Source organism: Citrobacter sp. KH_055_1 (genome assembly GCF_057838705.1).
The window spans coordinates 1,010,717-1,026,761 of the sequence record NZ_CM174473.1; the positions used below are offsets into that span (position 1 = coordinate 1,010,717).

Annotated in this window: 15 protein-coding genes; 6 read left to right on the top strand and 9 right to left on the bottom strand. The window is 54.2% G+C overall.

Annotated elements, in window-relative coordinates:
- Window positions 1–23 precede the first annotated feature (23 nt).
- Together norW and norV are read right to left on the bottom strand one after the other, a co-directional pair.
- Window positions 24–1,157, bottom strand: a complete 1,134-nt coding sequence (norW, locus tag AC3ITF_RS04805) for an NADH:flavorubredoxin reductase NorW (RefSeq protein ID WP_096755975.1) — start codon at window positions 1,155–1,157, stop codon at window positions 24–26.
- Window positions 1,154–2,602 (bottom strand): anaerobic nitric oxide reductase flavorubredoxin, encoded by a 1,449-nt coding sequence (gene norV, locus AC3ITF_RS04810; RefSeq protein WP_096755976.1) that lies wholly within the window; start codon window positions 2,600–2,602, stop codon window positions 1,154–1,156. The genes norW and norV overlap by 4 nt, the downstream gene beginning before the upstream one ends.
- A 191-nt stretch (window positions 2,603–2,793) precedes the next feature.
- On the opposite strand from norV, the gene norR reads away from it, so the two are divergent.
- A complete protein-coding gene (norR, locus tag AC3ITF_RS04815) occupies window positions 2,794–4,317 on the top strand; it encodes a nitric oxide reductase transcriptional regulator NorR (RefSeq protein ID WP_096755977.1) in 1,524 nt (507 codons plus the stop codon).
- On the opposite strand, the gene gutQ is transcribed toward norR, so the two are convergent.
- From gutQ to srlA, 7 genes are all read right to left on the bottom strand, one after another.
- A complete protein-coding gene (gene gutQ / locus AC3ITF_RS04820; RefSeq protein WP_096755978.1) occupies window positions 4,314–5,279 on the bottom strand; it encodes an arabinose-5-phosphate isomerase GutQ in 966 nt (321 codons plus the stop codon). The two genes, norR and gutQ, sit on opposite strands and share 4 nt — an antisense overlap.
- Window positions 5,272–6,045 (bottom strand): glucitol operon DNA-binding transcriptional repressor SrlR, encoded by a 774-nt coding sequence (gene srlR, locus AC3ITF_RS04825; RefSeq protein ID WP_117343186.1) that lies wholly within the window; start codon window positions 6,043–6,045, stop codon window positions 5,272–5,274. The genes gutQ and srlR overlap by 8 nt, the downstream gene beginning before the upstream one ends.
- Window positions 6,046–6,251: 206 nt before the next feature.
- On the bottom strand, window positions 6,252–6,611 hold the full coding sequence (gutM, locus tag AC3ITF_RS04830; RefSeq protein ID WP_115257635.1) for a transcriptional regulator GutM: 360 nt from the start codon (window positions 6,609–6,611) through the stop codon (window positions 6,252–6,254).
- Between the two features lie 58 nt (window positions 6,612–6,669).
- Entirely contained in the window at window positions 6,670–7,449 is a 780-nt protein-coding gene (gene srlD, locus AC3ITF_RS04835) for a sorbitol-6-phosphate dehydrogenase (RefSeq protein WP_115257636.1), read from the bottom strand.
- 17 nt (window positions 7,450–7,466) lie between these two features.
- Entirely contained in the window at window positions 7,467–7,829 is a 363-nt protein-coding gene (gene srlB, locus AC3ITF_RS04840) for a PTS glucitol/sorbitol transporter subunit IIA (RefSeq protein ID WP_096755982.1), read from the bottom strand.
- Between the two features lie 13 nt (window positions 7,830–7,842).
- Window positions 7,843–8,814 carry a PTS glucitol/sorbitol transporter subunit IIB gene (gene srlE / locus AC3ITF_RS04845; RefSeq protein ID WP_489176181.1) on the bottom strand — a complete coding sequence of 324 codons (972 nt, stop codon included), beginning with the start codon at window positions 8,812–8,814 and terminating at the stop codon, window positions 7,843–7,845.
- On the bottom strand, window positions 8,811–9,374 hold the full coding sequence (gene srlA / locus AC3ITF_RS04850) for a PTS glucitol/sorbitol transporter subunit IIC (protein ID WP_096755984.1): 564 nt from the start codon (window positions 9,372–9,374) through the stop codon (window positions 8,811–8,813). Before srlA ends, srlE begins: the two co-directional genes overlap by 4 nt.
- A gap of 262 nt (window positions 9,375–9,636) precedes the next feature.
- Between srlA and mltB the strand changes: the two genes are divergently transcribed.
- The 5 genes from mltB (at window position 9,637) to alaS (ending at window position 15,888) form a co-directional block, all read left to right on the top strand.
- Window positions 9,637–10,716, top strand: a complete 1,080-nt coding sequence (gene mltB, locus AC3ITF_RS04855) for a lytic murein transglycosylase B (RefSeq protein WP_096755985.1) — start codon at window positions 9,637–9,639, stop codon at window positions 10,714–10,716.
- Between the two features lie 192 nt (window positions 10,717–10,908).
- The gene (pncC, locus tag AC3ITF_RS04860) at window positions 10,909–11,406 is read left to right on the top strand and encodes a nicotinamide-nucleotide amidase (RefSeq protein WP_096755986.1); all 498 of its coding nucleotides are present in this window, start codon (window positions 10,909–10,911) and stop codon (window positions 11,404–11,406) included.
- 92 nt (window positions 11,407–11,498) lie between these two features.
- Window positions 11,499–12,563, top strand: coding sequence for a recombinase RecA (recA, locus tag AC3ITF_RS04865; RefSeq protein ID WP_115257638.1), 1,065 nt, complete (start codon window positions 11,499–11,501; stop codon window positions 12,561–12,563).
- 68 nt (window positions 12,564–12,631) lie between these two features.
- The gene (recX, locus tag AC3ITF_RS04870; protein ID WP_489176182.1) at window positions 12,632–13,132 is read left to right on the top strand and encodes a recombination regulator RecX; all 501 of its coding nucleotides are present in this window, start codon (window positions 12,632–12,634) and stop codon (window positions 13,130–13,132) included.
- 128 nt (window positions 13,133–13,260) lie between these two features.
- Window positions 13,261–15,888, top strand: a complete 2,628-nt coding sequence (gene alaS / locus AC3ITF_RS04875; RefSeq protein WP_153880092.1) for an alanine--tRNA ligase — start codon at window positions 13,261–13,263, stop codon at window positions 15,886–15,888.
- The last annotated feature ends 157 nt before the right edge of the window (window positions 15,889–16,045 follow it).

Here is a 16,045-nt window from a genome sequence, read left to right on the forward strand (position 1 = left end):
AACAAGCAATGGCACAACATTGTTTACACGGGCAGTGTTTTCAGCAGCGCGAAGGCCTCCTTCATACGATCTTCGCTCACCACGAAGGCACACAGTTGGCCTTCGCTGTTCATTCCTCTGGCGACCATACCTTCTGCTTCAGCCGCAATATGCCAGTTCAGATCGCGACGCTGGGTTTCTCCTGCCAGGTGTAATGGCAGCTCCGGCGTTTTGATTTTTACCAGCATGGCTGGCAGCTTCAGCGGGGCATTGCCGCCGAGCAGGTTTTTCGCCAGATACATCGCGCTGAGCTGAATCGGCTGCAGGAACGGCAGGACCTGACCATTAATTTCTGCGCAGTCACCGAGGGCGTAAATATCCGGGTGGCTGGTTTGCAGATAGCTGTCAACGCAAACGCCGCGATTGATGGTTAACCCGGCGCGACGCGCCAGCGCGGTTTCCGCACGCAGACCGGTTGCGGCAATCACCGCATCAACGTCTACACTGCGGTTACGATCGAGCGTGGCGCGAATACCGGTGCTGGTTTTCTCCAGACTCTGCAACTGTGATTTCAGCAGCAGGTGTACGCCCATATCGGTCAGACGATGCTGTAAACGGCTGCTGACTTCTGGCGGCATTAACGAGGCCAGAATGCTGGCGGCGTTATCGATAAGCGTCACCGCTTTACCGGCACGGCAGAAATCCATCGCCAGCTCGCTGCCAATCAAACCACCGCCAACAATCAGGACTCGCTGAGCGTCGCGCAGTTGCGTTTCACAGGCGCGATACTCCTGCTGGCTGTTCAGTGTGAGCATTAACTCACGTCCGGTCACCGGCGGTACAAAGGCTGATGCCCCCGTAGCCAGCACCAGCTTGTCATACTGCCACTGCTTGTCCTGGCTTTTCACTACGTGAGCATCGGCATCGATGTCGGTCACCCAGGTGTGCGGGAACAGGCGCAAATTAAACTGTTCGGCAAACTCCCCCGCCGACTGGCGGGTGAGGTCGTCGGCACGCTGTGCCTGGCTGATAACATGGCTGAGATCGGGCTTGTTGTACTCATCGATGCTGTCAGCGGCAATCAGGGTCAGCGGGACAGTCGCATCCTGCTTACGGATATTTTTGACTAACTGGCGGGCGGCGAAGCCCGAACCAATAATGACAATTCCGCGGCTCATTTTGCCTCCGTAGCCAGTACGTCGAAGACGTCTTTGCCTAATGAACATTCCGGGCACAGGAAGTTTTCCGGCACGTCGCTCCACGGTGTACCCGGTGCGACATCCTGCAGCGGCTCGCCTTTCTCTGGATCGTAGATCCACTGGCAAACGCTGCACTGCATGCAAGGTCCAAGGTCAGCGGCCGCGGCGGCGGCACAGGCGCACTCTTCCTCTTTGGTTGCGGCTTTGACGCTGGTTTCCGGCAGTGGAGCGAGCGCCCACTGACGTGCAATTTCACGACCGTGCTGACGGCACAGTTCCAGCGCATCCAGATCCGGGCGCCATTTGGCTTTCAGGCTCAGGGACATTTCAAAACCGGCATCCTGCAGACGCGTGGACAGACGGTCTACCGCACCGCCGCTCCAGCCGTGTGAGCCGAAGGCGCTGGCGCGTTTATTGCGAAAACGCAGGCCGGTCATCTCTTCGACCAGACCGGCGATCTTCGGCATCATCACGTTGTTCATCGTGGAGGTGCCGACCAGCACGCCTTTAGAGCGGAAGACGTTCGTCAGGACTTCGTTTTTATCGCTGCGGGCGACGTTAAAGATTTTCACTGCCACATTCGGGTCAACTTCGTTGATGCCCTGGGCAATGGCGTCGGCCATCATACGGGTGTTGTTGGACATGGTGTCGTAGAAAATGGTGATGCGGTCTTCCTGATAATCCGCCGCCCATTTCAGGTACATCTCAACGATCTGCGTTGGGTTGTCGCGCCATACCACACCGTGAGAGGTGGCAATCATGTCAACCGGCAGATTGAAGCCGAGGATTTCAGTGATTTTTGGCGTAACCAGGCGGCTGAACGGTGTCAGGATGTTGGCGTAGTAGCGCTGGCACTGTTCGAACAGTTCAGTCTGATCTACTTCGTCGTTGAACAGACGTTCGTCACAGTAGTGCTGACCAAAAGCATCGTTACTGAACAGCACGGCGTCACCGGTCATGTAAGTCATCATGCTGTCCGGCCAGTGCAGCATCGGGGTTTCAACGAAGATCAGCTGTTTGCCATTACCGATATCCAGTGAGTCACCGGTTTTTACCACGTTGAAGTTCCATTCCGGGTGATGGTGGTGGCCGGTGATGGAGTCAATAGCGTTAGCGGTGCAGTAAATCGGCGTGTCCGGGATGCAGGACATCAGCTCGGTCAGCGCACCGGCGTGGTCTTCTTCTGCATGGTTAATGATGATGTAGTCAATATCTGCCAGGTCAATTTCATTGCGCAGATTCTGCACGAATTCACGGCTAAACTTGTGGTCTACTGTATCGATCAGGACATTTTTTTCTTCACGGATAAGATAGCTGTTGTAGCTGCTACCGCGCAGCGTTTTGTATTCGGTCCCGTGGAAATCACGAACTTCCCAGTCACGTTGGCCAACCCAATGAATGTTATTTTTAACCAGAATAGACATAGCAACCTCAGTAATTAATTTAGCGTGTTTCTAAAAAAGATGTTTTGCTTATTGCAGGTTGCGTGCCAACTTTTTATTTAATTGATTTATAACAGTTTAATGTTTTACCTCTCTAAATGAGCTGTCAAAATGACTATGCTTTTTGTTGTCAATATGACAATATGCATTGTCAAAATGACAATGAGGTAGCCATGAGTTTTTCCGTTGATGTGCTGGCGGGTATCGCCATTGAATTACAAAGCGGTATTGGGCATCAGGATCGTTTTCAACGCCTGATCACGACGCTGCGTCAGGTGCTGGAGTGTGATGCGTCGGCGCTGCTGCGCTATGAATCACGACAGTTTATTCCGCTGGCGATCGACGGGCTGGCGCAGGATGTTCTCGGCAGACGTTTTACGCTGGAGGGGCATCCGCGTCTGGAAGCGATTGCCCGCGCCGGGGACGTGGTGCGTTTTCCAGCCGACAGCGATTTGCCCGATCCGTACGATGGGCTGATCCCCGGCCAGGAAAGCCTGAAGGTCCATGCCTGCATTGGGCTGCCGCTGTTTGCCGGACAAAATTTGATTGGCGCGCTGACGCTGGATGGTATGGAGCCAGATCAGTTCGATGTCTTCAGCGATGAAGAGCTTAGGTTGATTGCCGCACTGGCGGCGGGGGCGCTGAGCAATGCGCTGCTGATTGAACAGCTGGAAAGCCAGAATATGCTGCCGGGTTCGTCCACCGCTTTCGAACAGGTGACGGAAACGCAGATGATAGGCCTGTCGCCTAATATGATGCAGCTGAAAAAAGAGATTGAAATTGTGGCAGGCTCCGATCTTAACGTCTTAATCAGCGGCGAAACGGGAACCGGGAAAGAGCTGGTGGCGAAAGCAATTCATGAAGGCTCTCCGCGTGCGGTGAATCCGCTGGTGTATCTTAACTGTGCCGCGTTGCCAGAAAGCGTCGCGGAAAGCGAACTGTTTGGCCATGTGAAAGGTGCCTTTACCGGGGCCATCAGCAACCGTAGCGGCAAGTTCGAAATGGCGGACAACGGCACGCTGTTCCTGGACGAGATTGGCGAACTGTCACTGGCGTTGCAGGCCAAGCTGCTGCGCGTGTTGCAGTACGGTGATATTCAGCGAGTGGGTGACGATCGCAGCCTGCGGGTGGATGTTCGCGTGCTGGCAGCCACCAACCGTGATTTACGCGAAGAGGTGCTGGCCGGGAATTTCCGTGCCGACCTGTTCCACCGTCTGAGCGTCTTTCCCCTTTCGGTACCGCCGCTGCGTGAGCGCGGTGAAGATGTGGTTTTGCTGGCGGGTTATTTTTGCGAACAGTGCCGGCTGCGGCTGGGACTTTCCCGTGTGGTGCTAAGCCCTGGTGCGCGTCGCCATCTGCTGAGCTACGGTTGGCCGGGTAACGTGCGTGAGCTGGAACATGCTATTCATCGTGCGGTGGTGCTGGCCAGGGCAACAAGGGCAGGGGATGAAGTGGTGCTGGAGCCGCAGCACTTTGCCTTACAGGAAGAGGCGCATACGCCGCAGGCTGAAGCCGACGTCATGGCGGAGATCCCGCAGAATCACAATCTGCGCGAAGCCACGGAGTCTTTTCAGCGGGAGATGATCCGCCGGGCGCTGGCGCAGAATAACCATAGCTGGGCGGCAAGCGCGCGGGCGCTGGAAACCGACGTCGCCAACCTGCATCGGCTGGCGAAGCGTCTGGGACTGAAGGATTAGAGAATGCCCGCCTGATAAAAATCCTGCAGGTTAATTGCGCCGGTGAGTTTGCCGTTTTCATCCACCACCGGTGCGGCAGTGATTTTGCGCTTCATCAGAACCTCTTTGGCGTCAATCGCGCGGCTTTGTGCCTGCAGCGTGACGCCATTCGGGGTCATCGCTTCGCGTACTTCCGTGCTGAGTGCGCCGCCACCAACCAGCCAGCGACGCAGGTCACCGTCGGTAAAGACACCTTTCACCAAAGACTGTTCGTCGCAGACCGCCACCAGACCCAGACCGGTGCGGCTCAGTTCCAGCATGGCGTCCATAACGCTGGTAGTAAGCGTCACCTGCGGTACGGCGTCGTCGCGGCGCATCAGGTGGTGCACCTTGTTTAACAGACGAGCGCCCAGTGCTCCGGCTGGATGAGAACGCGCAAAATCCTCTTCGTTAAAACCGCGCGCTTGCATGACGGCAATTGCCAGCGCATCGCCCATCATCAGTGTGTTGACGGTGCTGGAGGTGGGTGCCAGACGCATCGGACAGGCTTCACGTTCAACCGAAATATCCAGTACGGCTTTGGCGGCCAGACCTAATGGCGAGGTGGGTTTTCCGGTCATCGCCAGCAGCGCGACGGATTTGTCTTCCAGACGCGGAATGATGAGATCCAACTCTTTCGCGCCGCCAGAGTAGGAGATGAAGAGCATCACATCGCGGCTTTCAATCATGCCTAAGTCGCCGTGCAGTGCTTCCGCTGGATGCACGAAGAATGCCGGGGTGCCGGTGCTGGCGAGGGTCGCGGCGATTTTTTTGCCAATATGGCCAGATTTACCAATTCCGGAGACAATCACTTTGCCTTCGCAGTGGATGATAGTATTGGCGGCACGAACAAAGTCATCGCCGAGGCGTTCTGGCAGTCGGCTGGCTTCCTGGAGTTCCAGCATTAACGTCTGACGGCCCGCGTTCAGTAGTGCATCACTCATTGGTTTCTCCGGTTATGATCACTTCTATCCCTTTTGCTTCCAGCGCCTGACGAAATACAGGGTCGATGCCCGCATCAGTAATCAGCTTGTCGACGCTTTCCAGACTGCATACCACATTGGGGCTTTTGCGCCCGAATTTCGACGAGTCCGCCATCAGAATTACTTCGCGAGCGGCATTGCACATCGCCTTGCTGACGGTATAGACCTCATTAAAAGTGGTCACACCCGCATTCAGATCGATGCCGTCGGTCCCCATGAAGAGTTTATCAAAGCTGAACTGCTCGAAGGCATTTTCTGCCAGCTGTCCGTGAAATGACGCCGATTTTTTGCGAAATGTCCCGCCGGGCATCAGGATAGTTTGCTCGTTGTCCAGTTCCGAAAGGGCGTTAACAATGTGCAGGCTGTTGGTCATCACGGTGATGTTACTAAAGCGGGTGAGCATCGGCACCATCTGCAAAACGGTGCTGCCTGCGTCGAGAATGATTGAGTCGCCGTCGTGAATAAAACGCACGGCGGCTTCGGCAATTTGCGCTTTTTTATGCGTGTTGATTAGCGTTTTGTGATCGATGGGCGGGTCAGATTCGTCTTTGTTTAATACTACGCCGCCATAGGTGCGAATGACGGTGCCGGCATTTTCCAGAGTGACCAGGTCTTTGCGAATGGTCGTGCCGGTTGTGTCAAAGTAGTGGGCCAGTTCTTCAACCGAGCATTTTCCCTGCTTTTGCAGGTGCTCCAGTATGGCAGCCTGACGCTGACGAGGTTTCATAGGCGTGATTACCCTGACTTATGTATATACCCGTCATACTTCAAGCTGCATGTGCGTAGGCTTTATTCGGCCTTACGGCCTCACCCCTTCGGGGCCAGCGCAAGCGCTGTTCAAAACAGCCGAGGCGTTTTGTCCTGCAACTCGAATTATTTAGGGTGTAGGTTGCAAAATGATAATTTCGCAAGCTAATAGCATTCATAACGAAATTATCCATGTTTCAGTTTAAGCGCCAATGATAGTGCATTTTGGGAGAGAGGATCATGGGGAAAGATCACATCAGGCTGTAATTCATCAAGATGTTTGCCCATTATCGGGGCAATTTTGCCTGGTCTGGCGAATACGGTAAGACCTTTCATAAATAACGTATCAGTTACCCGCTGTTGCTCATCCAGAGCGATAGCAACCACAACGCGCGGTTTAAAACGTCCGCCGGAACGCCCGACGCCGACCCGACCCTGCTGACAAAGCTTGTCGAACGCGCGATTAAAGCGGGATATTTGCCAGCCGCCCAGCGCTAGCTGTAGGCACCAGGCGATGGCGGCGACGGTAATCAGTGCGGAAACCATGTTATTGCTCCTTGATTATATGCCGGATAAGCGTAGCGCCACCCGGCAATCATACCTCTTAGAACATCACCTGACCGCCGGTGACGTTAATCGATTGTCCGGTGCAGTAAGACGCTTTCGGGCTGGCGTAAAACAGCAACATGTTCAGCACGTCCTGATAATCGCAGCCGCGCTTGAGTGGGACCTTATCCACATAGTACTGCTCCACTTCATCCGGTTTTAGGCCAAGCTTGGTGGCATACTGTGGTAACAACGACTGGAACATCGGTGATTTCAACAGATTACCGAGCATCAAGGAATGCACGGTAATCCCGTATTCCGCGAGATCCAGCGCCAGTGACTGGGTTAAGCCCACGCCGCCGAATTTTGCTGCGCTGTAACCTGAGTTGTGTTTGCTGCCCACTTTGCCGGATTTTGAGTTGATCTGGATAATGCGCCCCTGCACGCCGTCGCGGATCATCAGGCGTGAGAATTCACGTGCACAGAGGAAATAACCGACCAGATTCACCTGCAGCGAGCGGTCGAAATCTCCAAGCTCAAAGTCGCTGATAAACGCCGCTTTGGCGATACCGGCACTGTAAACCAGCAGGTCGGCGCGACCGAATATCTCATCTACCCCGCGTGATAGCGCCAGCACGCTTTGTTCGCTGGTGGCGTCGGCACCAAAGCCGTAAGCGGTACCCTCACCAAACTCGGCATTAATTTCCTGCGCCACGTTTGCGGCTTTATCGCTTTGAATATCGACCACCGCAACGCGGTATCCCTCTGTCGCAAGCCCACGGCAAAGGAATGCCCCCAGGGTCTGGCCTCCACCAATGACAACGGCAACTTGATTCATTTTTCTCTCCTTTACGCTTAAGCAACAAACTTCAAAATACAGCCCGGCGCGATGGCGTCCGGTACCGGCCCCGCAACGTGTACGGTGCCAGGAAATTCCGCTTCACTCTGTCCGTCGAAGCGCAGGGTGATATGCCCCAGTTCACGCAAGTTCATTTCTGCCACACTACCCACGGCGGTGACTGGGTAGCGATGCTGGCCCAGCTCAAACTGAATACCCGCCTGCAGAACGCCATTTAGCTCGCCGTGGCAGTGGATGAAACAAAACTCTTCGATATCCGCAGGCGCGCCTTCACGAAAGGTAATCAGCATCTGGTCACAGAGTGCATCCGGTGCGCTCTGGCCAATGCGGGTGATGGTGGTTTGATAGATCACGGTCATCTTTGAGCGCCTCTTATTGATAAATAAAGCCGGAAACAAACCAGGCGATGAGAACGGTAGGCGCGCCAGTCAGGAAGCGGCTTACCAGTACGGACGGCACGCCGACGCGCACGGTGTCCTGACGGGCTTCTGCCAGTGATAATCCCACAGGGATGAAGTCACAGGCGGCCTGGGCGTTGATCGCGAATAGCGCAGGCAGCGCCAGATGTGGAGGGATGTTGCCCAGACCAATCTGCACACCAATCAATACGCCGATAACCTGAGCGATCACCGCGCCTGGGCCGAGGAACGGCGACAGCAGCGGGAAGGAACAGATTAATGCCAGCGTCACGAGCCCCAGCGGATGGCTGGCCAGCGGCGCCAGGCCGTGGGCGATCCAGTCACCCAGACCGGAGGCCATGATGATGCCGATCAACGCCGAGACGAATGCCATAAACGGCAGAATGGTTTTCAGTACGGTATCAATCGTGTCTCGCCCGGACTGGAACAATACCGCCACGGCGGAACCCATGCCCATGCCGACTTTCGCCAGCAGGCCATCGCTCTGTTCAGTGATCTTTTTACTGGTGTCGTAGTCGCGACCCGCCGTGGTGCCTGCCGGTGGTGGCGTGGTGGCGGCTTCACCGACTGCGGTAATGTTGTCTTCTTTGACGCCGGAGACATAAATATCTTCGGTAATGTACTGCGCCAGTGGGCCGGACTTCCCGGTGGAATGAATGTTAATTGTCGGAATCCGGCGTTTCGGGTAAATACCGCAGCGTAGCGTGCCGCCGCAGTCGATGATGGCTGCGCCGATTTCGTCTTCTGCAGGCTCGCCCTCTTTAAAGCCATCAATAGCCTGCCAGCCGGTTAATTGCGCCAGCTTGTCGACAATCGCCGGGCGTGTTCCTGCGGTGATATAGACAATTTTCTTACCGGGGGTTGCGTCCAGTTCAAGCGGGCCACCCCAGCCACCGGTACCTCTTTCAATACGAATACGCCTCATGATGTCGCTCCCGCCAGATGGACTTTCTGCTCAAGTTGAATGCCCATTTTCTTTTCGAAGATGGAGGTGGTGAGGTCGGTCACCCAGCCGCGGAAGAAGTTTGTCACCAGGCCAACCAGCAGATAGCTCACCGCGAGTGGACCGAGCGGCAGGCCAAGCGTGGTCAGGCCGCTGGCGATCCCCAGATAGACAAACAGTTCGCCGGGATTGATGTGTGGAAACAGCCCGTTCATTGAGTGGCAGCTATAAGAGGCTGCCGCGTAGTAACTGGGTTTGTACTTCTCGGGCATAAACCGGCCCAGACTCAACGTCATCGGATTACAAAAAACAAAGGTGCCGATGCACGGCAGCAGTAGATAGCGAGACAGCGGGTTTCCGGCACAGCGTTGAGCAAAACGTTCAATTCGCTGCTGGCCAATAAAGTTAATGAGCGCGTTCATGATGACCAGCAGGCTAATTAACAGTGGAAGAATCCCGGTGACCATGCTGGTGAACACTTCTCCGCCTTTCTGAAACAGCCCGATGAACCACTCTGCGCCCAGGGTGATGGTGTCGATCATTATTCTCTCCTGTAGGGGGTTGGGAATTTGCTAGAACGTGGTTTATTTTAATCACAATGAAAGATTTTAAAGTGTTATTTTGATCGCAAAATGAAAGATAAATATTTTATTGTGAAAGTTATTGCGTGAGGGATCGCAAATGGGGTGGTAAACGGTGAAAGGGGCGGTAAATTCTGCGAAGGAGCGCGACTACCGCTTCCTTGTGTGGCGGTGGATGCTTTACCATACTTCTCTCTGGCTGAATCTGTTTAATGGATGTCTCATGTTCAAGCGTCGTTATGTAGCATTACTTCCCCTTTGTGTGTTGCTTGCTGCCTGTAGTAGCAAACCAAAACCTTCAGAGACTCAAACGACAACGGGTACGCCTTCTGGCGGCTTCCTGCTTGAGCCGCAACACAACGTCATGCTGTCGGGCGGCGACTTCGCCAATAATCCGAATGCGCAACAGTTCATCGATAAAATGGTGAGCAAGCACGGCTTTGACCGTCAGCAGTTGCAGGAGATCCTGTCGCAGGCCAAACGTCTGGACTACGTTCTGCGCTTGATGGACCGTCAGGCACCGACAACGCAGCCGCCAGCCGGGCCTAACGGCGCATGGCTGCGCTATCGCAAGCAGTTCATCACGCCAGATAACGTGCAAAATGGCGTGGCGTTCTGGAACCAGCATGAAGATGCGTTGAAGCGCGCATGGCAGGTCTACGGCGTACCACCGGAAATTATTGTTGGCATTATCGGTGTCGAAACCCGCTGGGGTCGCGTGATGGGTAAAACGCGTATTCTGGATGCGCTGGCGACGCTGTCGTTTAACTATCCGCGTCGGGCGGAATACTTCTCCGGTGAGCTGGAAACCTTCCTGCTGATGGCTCGAGATGAAAGCGATGACCCGCTGGACCTGAAAGGCTCCTTTGCCGGTGCAATGGGCTACGGGCAGTTCATGCCGTCCTCTTACAAAGAATATGCGGTTGATTTCAATGGCGATGGGCACATCAACCTGTGGGATCCGGAGGATGCCATCGGCAGTGTAGCAAACTACTTTAAAGGTCACGGTTGGGTGAAAGGCGATACGGTGGCGGTGCCGGCAAATGGCCAGGCGCCAGGGCTGGCAAACGGGTTTAAAACCCAGTACAGCATTTCTCAGCTTGCGGCTGCAGGTCTGACGCCACAGCAGTCGTTGGGTAACCATCAGCAGGCCAGCCTGCTGCGTCTGGATATTGGCACTGGTTACCAATACTGGTACGGGCTGCCGAACTTCTACACCATTACCCGCTACAACCACAGCACGCATTACGCGATGGCCGTCTGGCAATTAGGTCAGGCTGTAGCGCTGGCGCGCGTACAGTAATTACCCGCAACCGGTCTACAGGAGGAAACCTCTTGTAGGCCGGATAGGATGCCTGGCACCGCCATCCGGCAGATCTTCTTGACGCGACGGATCTATTTCCGGAATCCCCCTCGTAAATTACTCTCCTCATCCCCACATTTGTTTTGAAAGTGCTATCTTGTCCGGCATATTTTTTAACTGACAGAGGCTGAAATGACCGACAGTGAACTGATGCAGTTAAGTGAACAGGTAGGGCTGGCATTGAAAGCGCGCGGCGCGACGATGACCACCGCAGAGTCCTGTACCGGCGGTTGGGTAGCGAAAGTCATTACGGATATCGCCGGCAGTTCCGCCTGGTTTGAGCGCGGATTCGTGACCTACAGTAACGAAGCCAAGTCGCAGATGATTGGTGTGCGAGAAGCGACGCTGGCACAGCATGGCGCGGTGAGTGAACCGGTGGTTGTTGAAATGGCCATTGGCGCGTTAAAAGCGGCCCGCGCTGATTTCGCCGTTTCTATAAGCGGAGTTGCCGGGCCGGATGGTGGCAGCGAAGACAAGCCGGTTGGGACCGTCTGGTTTGCCTTTGCCAGCGTAAGCGGCGAGGGGATCACGCGCCGGGAATGCTTCAGCGGCGACCGCGATGCGGTGCGTAGACAGGCGACCGCCTATGCGTTACAGACCCTGTGGCAACAATTTCTACAAAATACTTGATACTGTATGAGCATACAGTATAATTGCGTCAACAGAACATCATCTTTCACGATTCTTGGTTCAACCCGAGAGTGGCATGACAGGAGTAATTAATGGCTATCGACGAAAACAAACAGAAAGCGTTGGCGGCAGCGCTGGGCCAGATCGAAAAGCAATTCGGTAAAGGCTCCATCATGCGCCTGGGTGAAGACCGTTCCATGGACGTGGAAACCATCTCCACCGGTTCGCTTTCTCTGGATATCGCATTGGGTGCAGGCGGTTTGCCGATGGGGCGTATCGTCGAAATCTACGGGCCAGAATCCTCCGGTAAAACGACCCTGACGCTGCAGGTGATTGCTGCCGCACAGCGCGAAGGTAAAACCTGTGCGTTCATCGATGCAGAACACGCGCTTGACCCTGTTTATGCTCGTAAGCTTGGTGTTGATATCGACAACCTGCTGTGCTCTCAGCCAGATACCGGTGAACAAGCGCTGGAAATCTGTGACGCACTGGCGCGTTCCGGTGCCGTAGACGTTATCGTTGTTGACTCCGTTGCCGCGCTGACGCCGAAGGCGGAAATCGAAGGCGAGATCGGTGACTCTCACATGGGCCTCGCGGCACGTATGATGAGCCAGGCAATGCGTAAACTGGCGGGTAACCTGAAACAGTCCAATACGCTGCTGATTTTCATCAACCAGATCCGTATGAAGATTGGCGTCATGTTCGGTAACCCGGAAACCACGACCGGTGGTAACGCACTGAAATTCTACGCCTCTGTTCGTCTGGACATCCGTCGTATTGGCGCGGTGAAAGAGGGCGATAACGTAGTCGGTAGTGAAACCCGCGTTAAGGTCGTGAAAAACAAAATTGCTGCGCCGTTTAAACAGGCCGAATTCCAGATCCTTTACGGTGAAGGCATCAACTTCTACGGTGAACTGGTTGACCTGGGCGTGAAAGAGAAGCTGATTGAAAAAGCCGGCGCATGGTACAGCTACAACGGTGAAAAAATTGGTCAGGGTAAAGCGAACGCAACCAACTGGCTGAAAGAAAACCCGACTACCGCAAAAGAAATTGAGAAAAAAGTTCGCGAGTTACTGCTCAATAACCAGGATTCAAAACCGGACTTCTCCGTTGATGACAGCAGTGAAGGCGTAAAAGAAACGAACGAAGATTTCTGATAATCTGATTTTATCGTATAAAAAGGGCTGCATATGATGCGGCCCTTTTCCATTTCTGAAGGTGCACTATGACAGATTCAACGTCTCGCCGATCCGCGTATTCTCGACTGCTTGACCGCGCTGTGCGCATACTTGCCATGCGCGATCACAGTGAGCAGGAACTGCGACGGAAACTGGCAGCCCCGGTTATGGGAAAAAATGGACCGGAAGACATTGATGCTACGCCAGAGGATTACGATAAGGTTATTGCCTGGTGTATAGAAAGCCGCTACCTGGATGACGACCGTTTCGTTCAGCAATTTATCGCCAGTCGTAGCCGTAAAGGCTATGGCCCCGCACGTGTGCGCCAGGAGTTGGGACAGAAAGGTATTTCCCGCGAAGCCATCGAACGCGCGATGCGTGAATGTGAGATTGAGTGGGCGCAGTTGGCGCGAGATCAAGCCATCAGAAAATACGGTGAGCCCTTGCCGGTGGATTTTGCAAAAAAGGTGAAGGTCCAGCGTTTTTTGCTCTATCGCGGCTATCTGATAGAAGATATTCAGACAATATGGCGAAATTTTGACGATTGAGCGCATACGGGATTTTACTTCCCCGTGAAGAAAACTTATCTTATTCCCACTTTTCGATTGCCAGCGGCGCTGTTTACGTGCCTGTGCTGGTGATGACATTTCGTTAGCTTGATTTCTTCAGGATAATTATGAGCAAGAGCACTGCTGAGATCCGTCAGGCGTTTCTCGATTTTTTCCACAGTAAAGGACATCAGGTAGTTGCCAGCAGCTCCCTGGTTCCAAACAATGACCCTACTTTGTTGTTTACCAACGCCGGGATGAACCAGTTCAAGGATGTTTTCCTTGGTCTCGACAAGCGTAATTATTCCCGCGCAACCACTTCGCAGCGTTGCGTACGTGCGGGCGGTAAACACAATGATCTGGAAAACGTCGGCTACACTGCACGTCACCATACTTTCTTCGAAATGCTGGGTAACTTCAGCTTCGGCGATTACTTCAAACACGACGCCATCCAGTATGCATGGGAACTGCTGACCGGTGAAAACTGGTTTGCCCTGCCGAAAGAGCGTCTGTGGGTAACCGTTTACGAAACTGACGATGAAGCCTTTGAAATCTGGGAGAAAGAAGTCGGTATTCCGCGCGAACGTATCATCCGTATTGGTGATAACAAAGGTGCGGCCTATGCCTCCGACAACTTCTGGCAGATGGGTGACACCGGTCCTTGCGGTCCGTGCACCGAAATTTTCTACGATCACGGCGACCACATTTGGGGTGGCCCTCCGGGAAGCGCAGAAGAAGATGGCGATCGCTACATTGAGATCTGGAACATCGTCTTCATGCAGTTTAACCGTCAGGCTGACGGTACTATGGAACCGCTGCCGAAGCCGTCCGTAGATACCGGTATGGGTCTGGAGCGTATTGCAGCCGTGCTGCAACATGTTAACTCCAACTACGATATTGACCTGTTCCGCGCGCTGATTGAATCCGTGGCGAAAGTCACCGGTGCTACCGATCTGAGCAACAAATCGCTGCGCGTGATTGCCGACCATATCCGTTCCTGCGCGTTCCTGATTGCCGATGGTGTTGTGCCGTCGAATGAAAACCGCGGCTATGTGCTGCGTCGTATCATTCGTCGTGCGGTGCGTCATGGCAACATGCTGGGCGCGAAAGACACCTTCTTCTACAAGCTGGTGGGGCCGCTGGTCGAGGTGATGGGTTCTGCGGGTGAAGAACTGAAGCGTCAGCAGGCACTGGTTGAGCAGGTTCTGAAAACTGAAGAAGAGCAGTTTGCCCGCACGCTGGAGCGTGGTCTGGCTCTGCTGGATGAAGAACTGGCAAAACTGTCCGGCGATACGCTGGATGGCGAAACCGCCTTCCGCCTGTACGATACCTACGGCTTCCCGGTTGACCTGACGGCAGACGTTTGCCGTGAGCGCAACATCAAGGTTGACGAAGCGGGCTTTGAAGCCGCAATGGAAGAACAGCGTCGTCGCGCGCGTGAAGCCAGCGGTTTTGGTGCCGACTACAATGCGATGATTCGCGTTGAGGGTACCTCTGAATTTAAAGGCTACGAGCATCTGGAACTGAACGGTAAAGTTACCGCGCTGTTTGTAGATGGTAAAACGGTAGACGCAATTAACGCAGGCCAGGAAGCTGTTGTCGTCCTTGACCAGACGCCGTTCTATGCGGAATCAGGTGGTCAGGTTGGCGATAAAGGCGAACTGAAAGGTGCGGGCTTTGCGTTTGCGGTTAGCGATACGCAAAAATATGGCCAGGCAATTGGTCACATCGGCAAACTGTCTGCGGGTTCTCTGAAAGTGGGCGATGCCGTGCAGGCTGACGTCGATGAAGCGCGTCGTGCGCGTATTCGTTTGAACCACTCCGCAACGCACCTGATGCATGCGGCGCTGCGCCAGGTTCTGGGCACGCACGTGGCACAGAAAGGCTCACTGGTTAACGATAAAATTCTGCGTTTCGACTTCTCTCATACCGAAGCGATGAAACCAGCTGAAATTCGTGCTGTTGAAGATCTGGTGAATGCGCAAATTCGTCGCAACCTGCCGATTGAAACTAACATCATGGATCTCGACGCGGCGAAAGCCAAAGGCGCAATGGCGCTGTTTGGTGAGAAATATGATGACCACGTGCGCGTACTGAGCATGGGGGATTTCTCTACCGAACTGTGTGGTGGTACTCACGCTAGCCGTACCGGTGATATCGGCCTGTTCCGCATCGTGTCTGAGTCCGGTACTGCAGCGGGTGTGCGTCGTATCGAAGCTGTAACCGGCGAAGGTGCTATCAATACCGTGCGTGCTGAGAGCGACCGCTTAAGCGAGATAGCGCATCTGCTGAAAGGTGATAGCCAGAATATCGGTGACAAAGTGCGTTCCGTACTGGAGCGTACGCGTCAGCTCGAGAAAGAATTGCAGCAATTGAAGGAACAGGCCGCCGCGCAGGAGAGTGCAAATCTTTCCAGTAAAGCGGTTGATATCAACGGCGTGAAGCTGCTGGTCAGCGAACTGACCGACGTTGAACCTAAAATGCTGCGTACCATGGTTGATGATCTGAAAAATCAGCTGGGGTCTACCGTTATCGTACTGGCAACGGTAGTTGAAGGTAAGGTTTCTCTGATTGCGGGCGTGTCTAAGGATGTGACTGACCGTGTGAAAGCAGGGGAACTGATTGGTATGGTCGCTCAGCAGGTAGGCGGTAAGGGTGGTGGTCGTCCGGACATGGCGCAAGCCGGTGGTACGGATGCCGCAGCTCTGCCTACAGCGTTAGCCAGTGTGAAAGGCTGGGTCAGCGCAAAACTGTAATAATTATAAGCGTAATCCAACGCTGCGGAGGTCAATCTGCAGCGTTTGCATCAACGCTATCGACAACGATAAAGTCAGGTTGAAGTTGTGTATATCGGCTAAACTTAGGTTTAACAGAATGTGATGCCGTGACTGCTTACACTTAGGTGTTTGTCAT

Bases quoted from the DNA above. Each gene is read 5' to 3' on its own strand.
- norW (WP_096755975.1), bottom strand. From the start codon at position 1,157: ATGAGCCGCGGAATTGTCATTATTGGTTCGGGCTTCGCCGCCCGCCAG.
- norV (WP_096755976.1), bottom strand. From the start codon at position 2,602: ATGTCTATTCTGGTTAAAAATAACATTCATTGGGTTGGCCAACGTGAC.
- norR (WP_096755977.1), top strand. From the start codon at position 2,794: ATGAGTTTTTCCGTTGATGTGCTGGCGGGTATCGCCATTGAATTACAA.
- gutQ (WP_096755978.1), bottom strand. From the start codon at position 5,279: ATGAGTGATGCACTACTGAACGCGGGCCGTCAGACGTTAATGCTGGAA.
- srlR (WP_117343186.1), bottom strand. From the start codon at position 6,045: ATGAAACCTCGTCAGCGTCAGGCTGCCATACTGGAGCACCTGCAAAAG.
- gutM (WP_115257635.1), bottom strand. From the start codon at position 6,611: ATGGTTTCCGCACTGATTACCGTCGCCGCCATCGCCTGGTGCCTACAG.
- srlD (WP_115257636.1), bottom strand. From the start codon at position 7,449: ATGAATCAAGTTGCCGTTGTCATTGGTGGAGGCCAGACCCTGGGGGCA.
- srlB (WP_096755982.1), bottom strand. From the start codon at position 7,829: ATGACCGTGATCTATCAAACCACCATCACCCGCATTGGCCAGAGCGCA.
- srlE (WP_489176181.1), bottom strand. From the start codon at position 8,814: ATGAGGCGTATTCGTATTGAAAGAGGTACCGGTGGCTGGGGTGGCCCG.
- srlA (WP_096755984.1), bottom strand. From the start codon at position 9,374: ATGATCGACACCATCACCCTGGGCGCAGAGTGGTTCATCGGGCTGTTT.
- mltB (WP_096755985.1), top strand. From the start codon at position 9,637: ATGTTCAAGCGTCGTTATGTAGCATTACTTCCCCTTTGTGTGTTGCTT.
- pncC (WP_096755986.1), top strand. From the start codon at position 10,909: ATGACCGACAGTGAACTGATGCAGTTAAGTGAACAGGTAGGGCTGGCA.
- recA (WP_115257638.1), top strand. From the start codon at position 11,499: ATGGCTATCGACGAAAACAAACAGAAAGCGTTGGCGGCAGCGCTGGGC.
- recX (WP_489176182.1), top strand. From the start codon at position 12,632: ATGACAGATTCAACGTCTCGCCGATCCGCGTATTCTCGACTGCTTGAC.
- alaS (WP_153880092.1), top strand. From the start codon at position 13,261: ATGAGCAAGAGCACTGCTGAGATCCGTCAGGCGTTTCTCGATTTTTTC.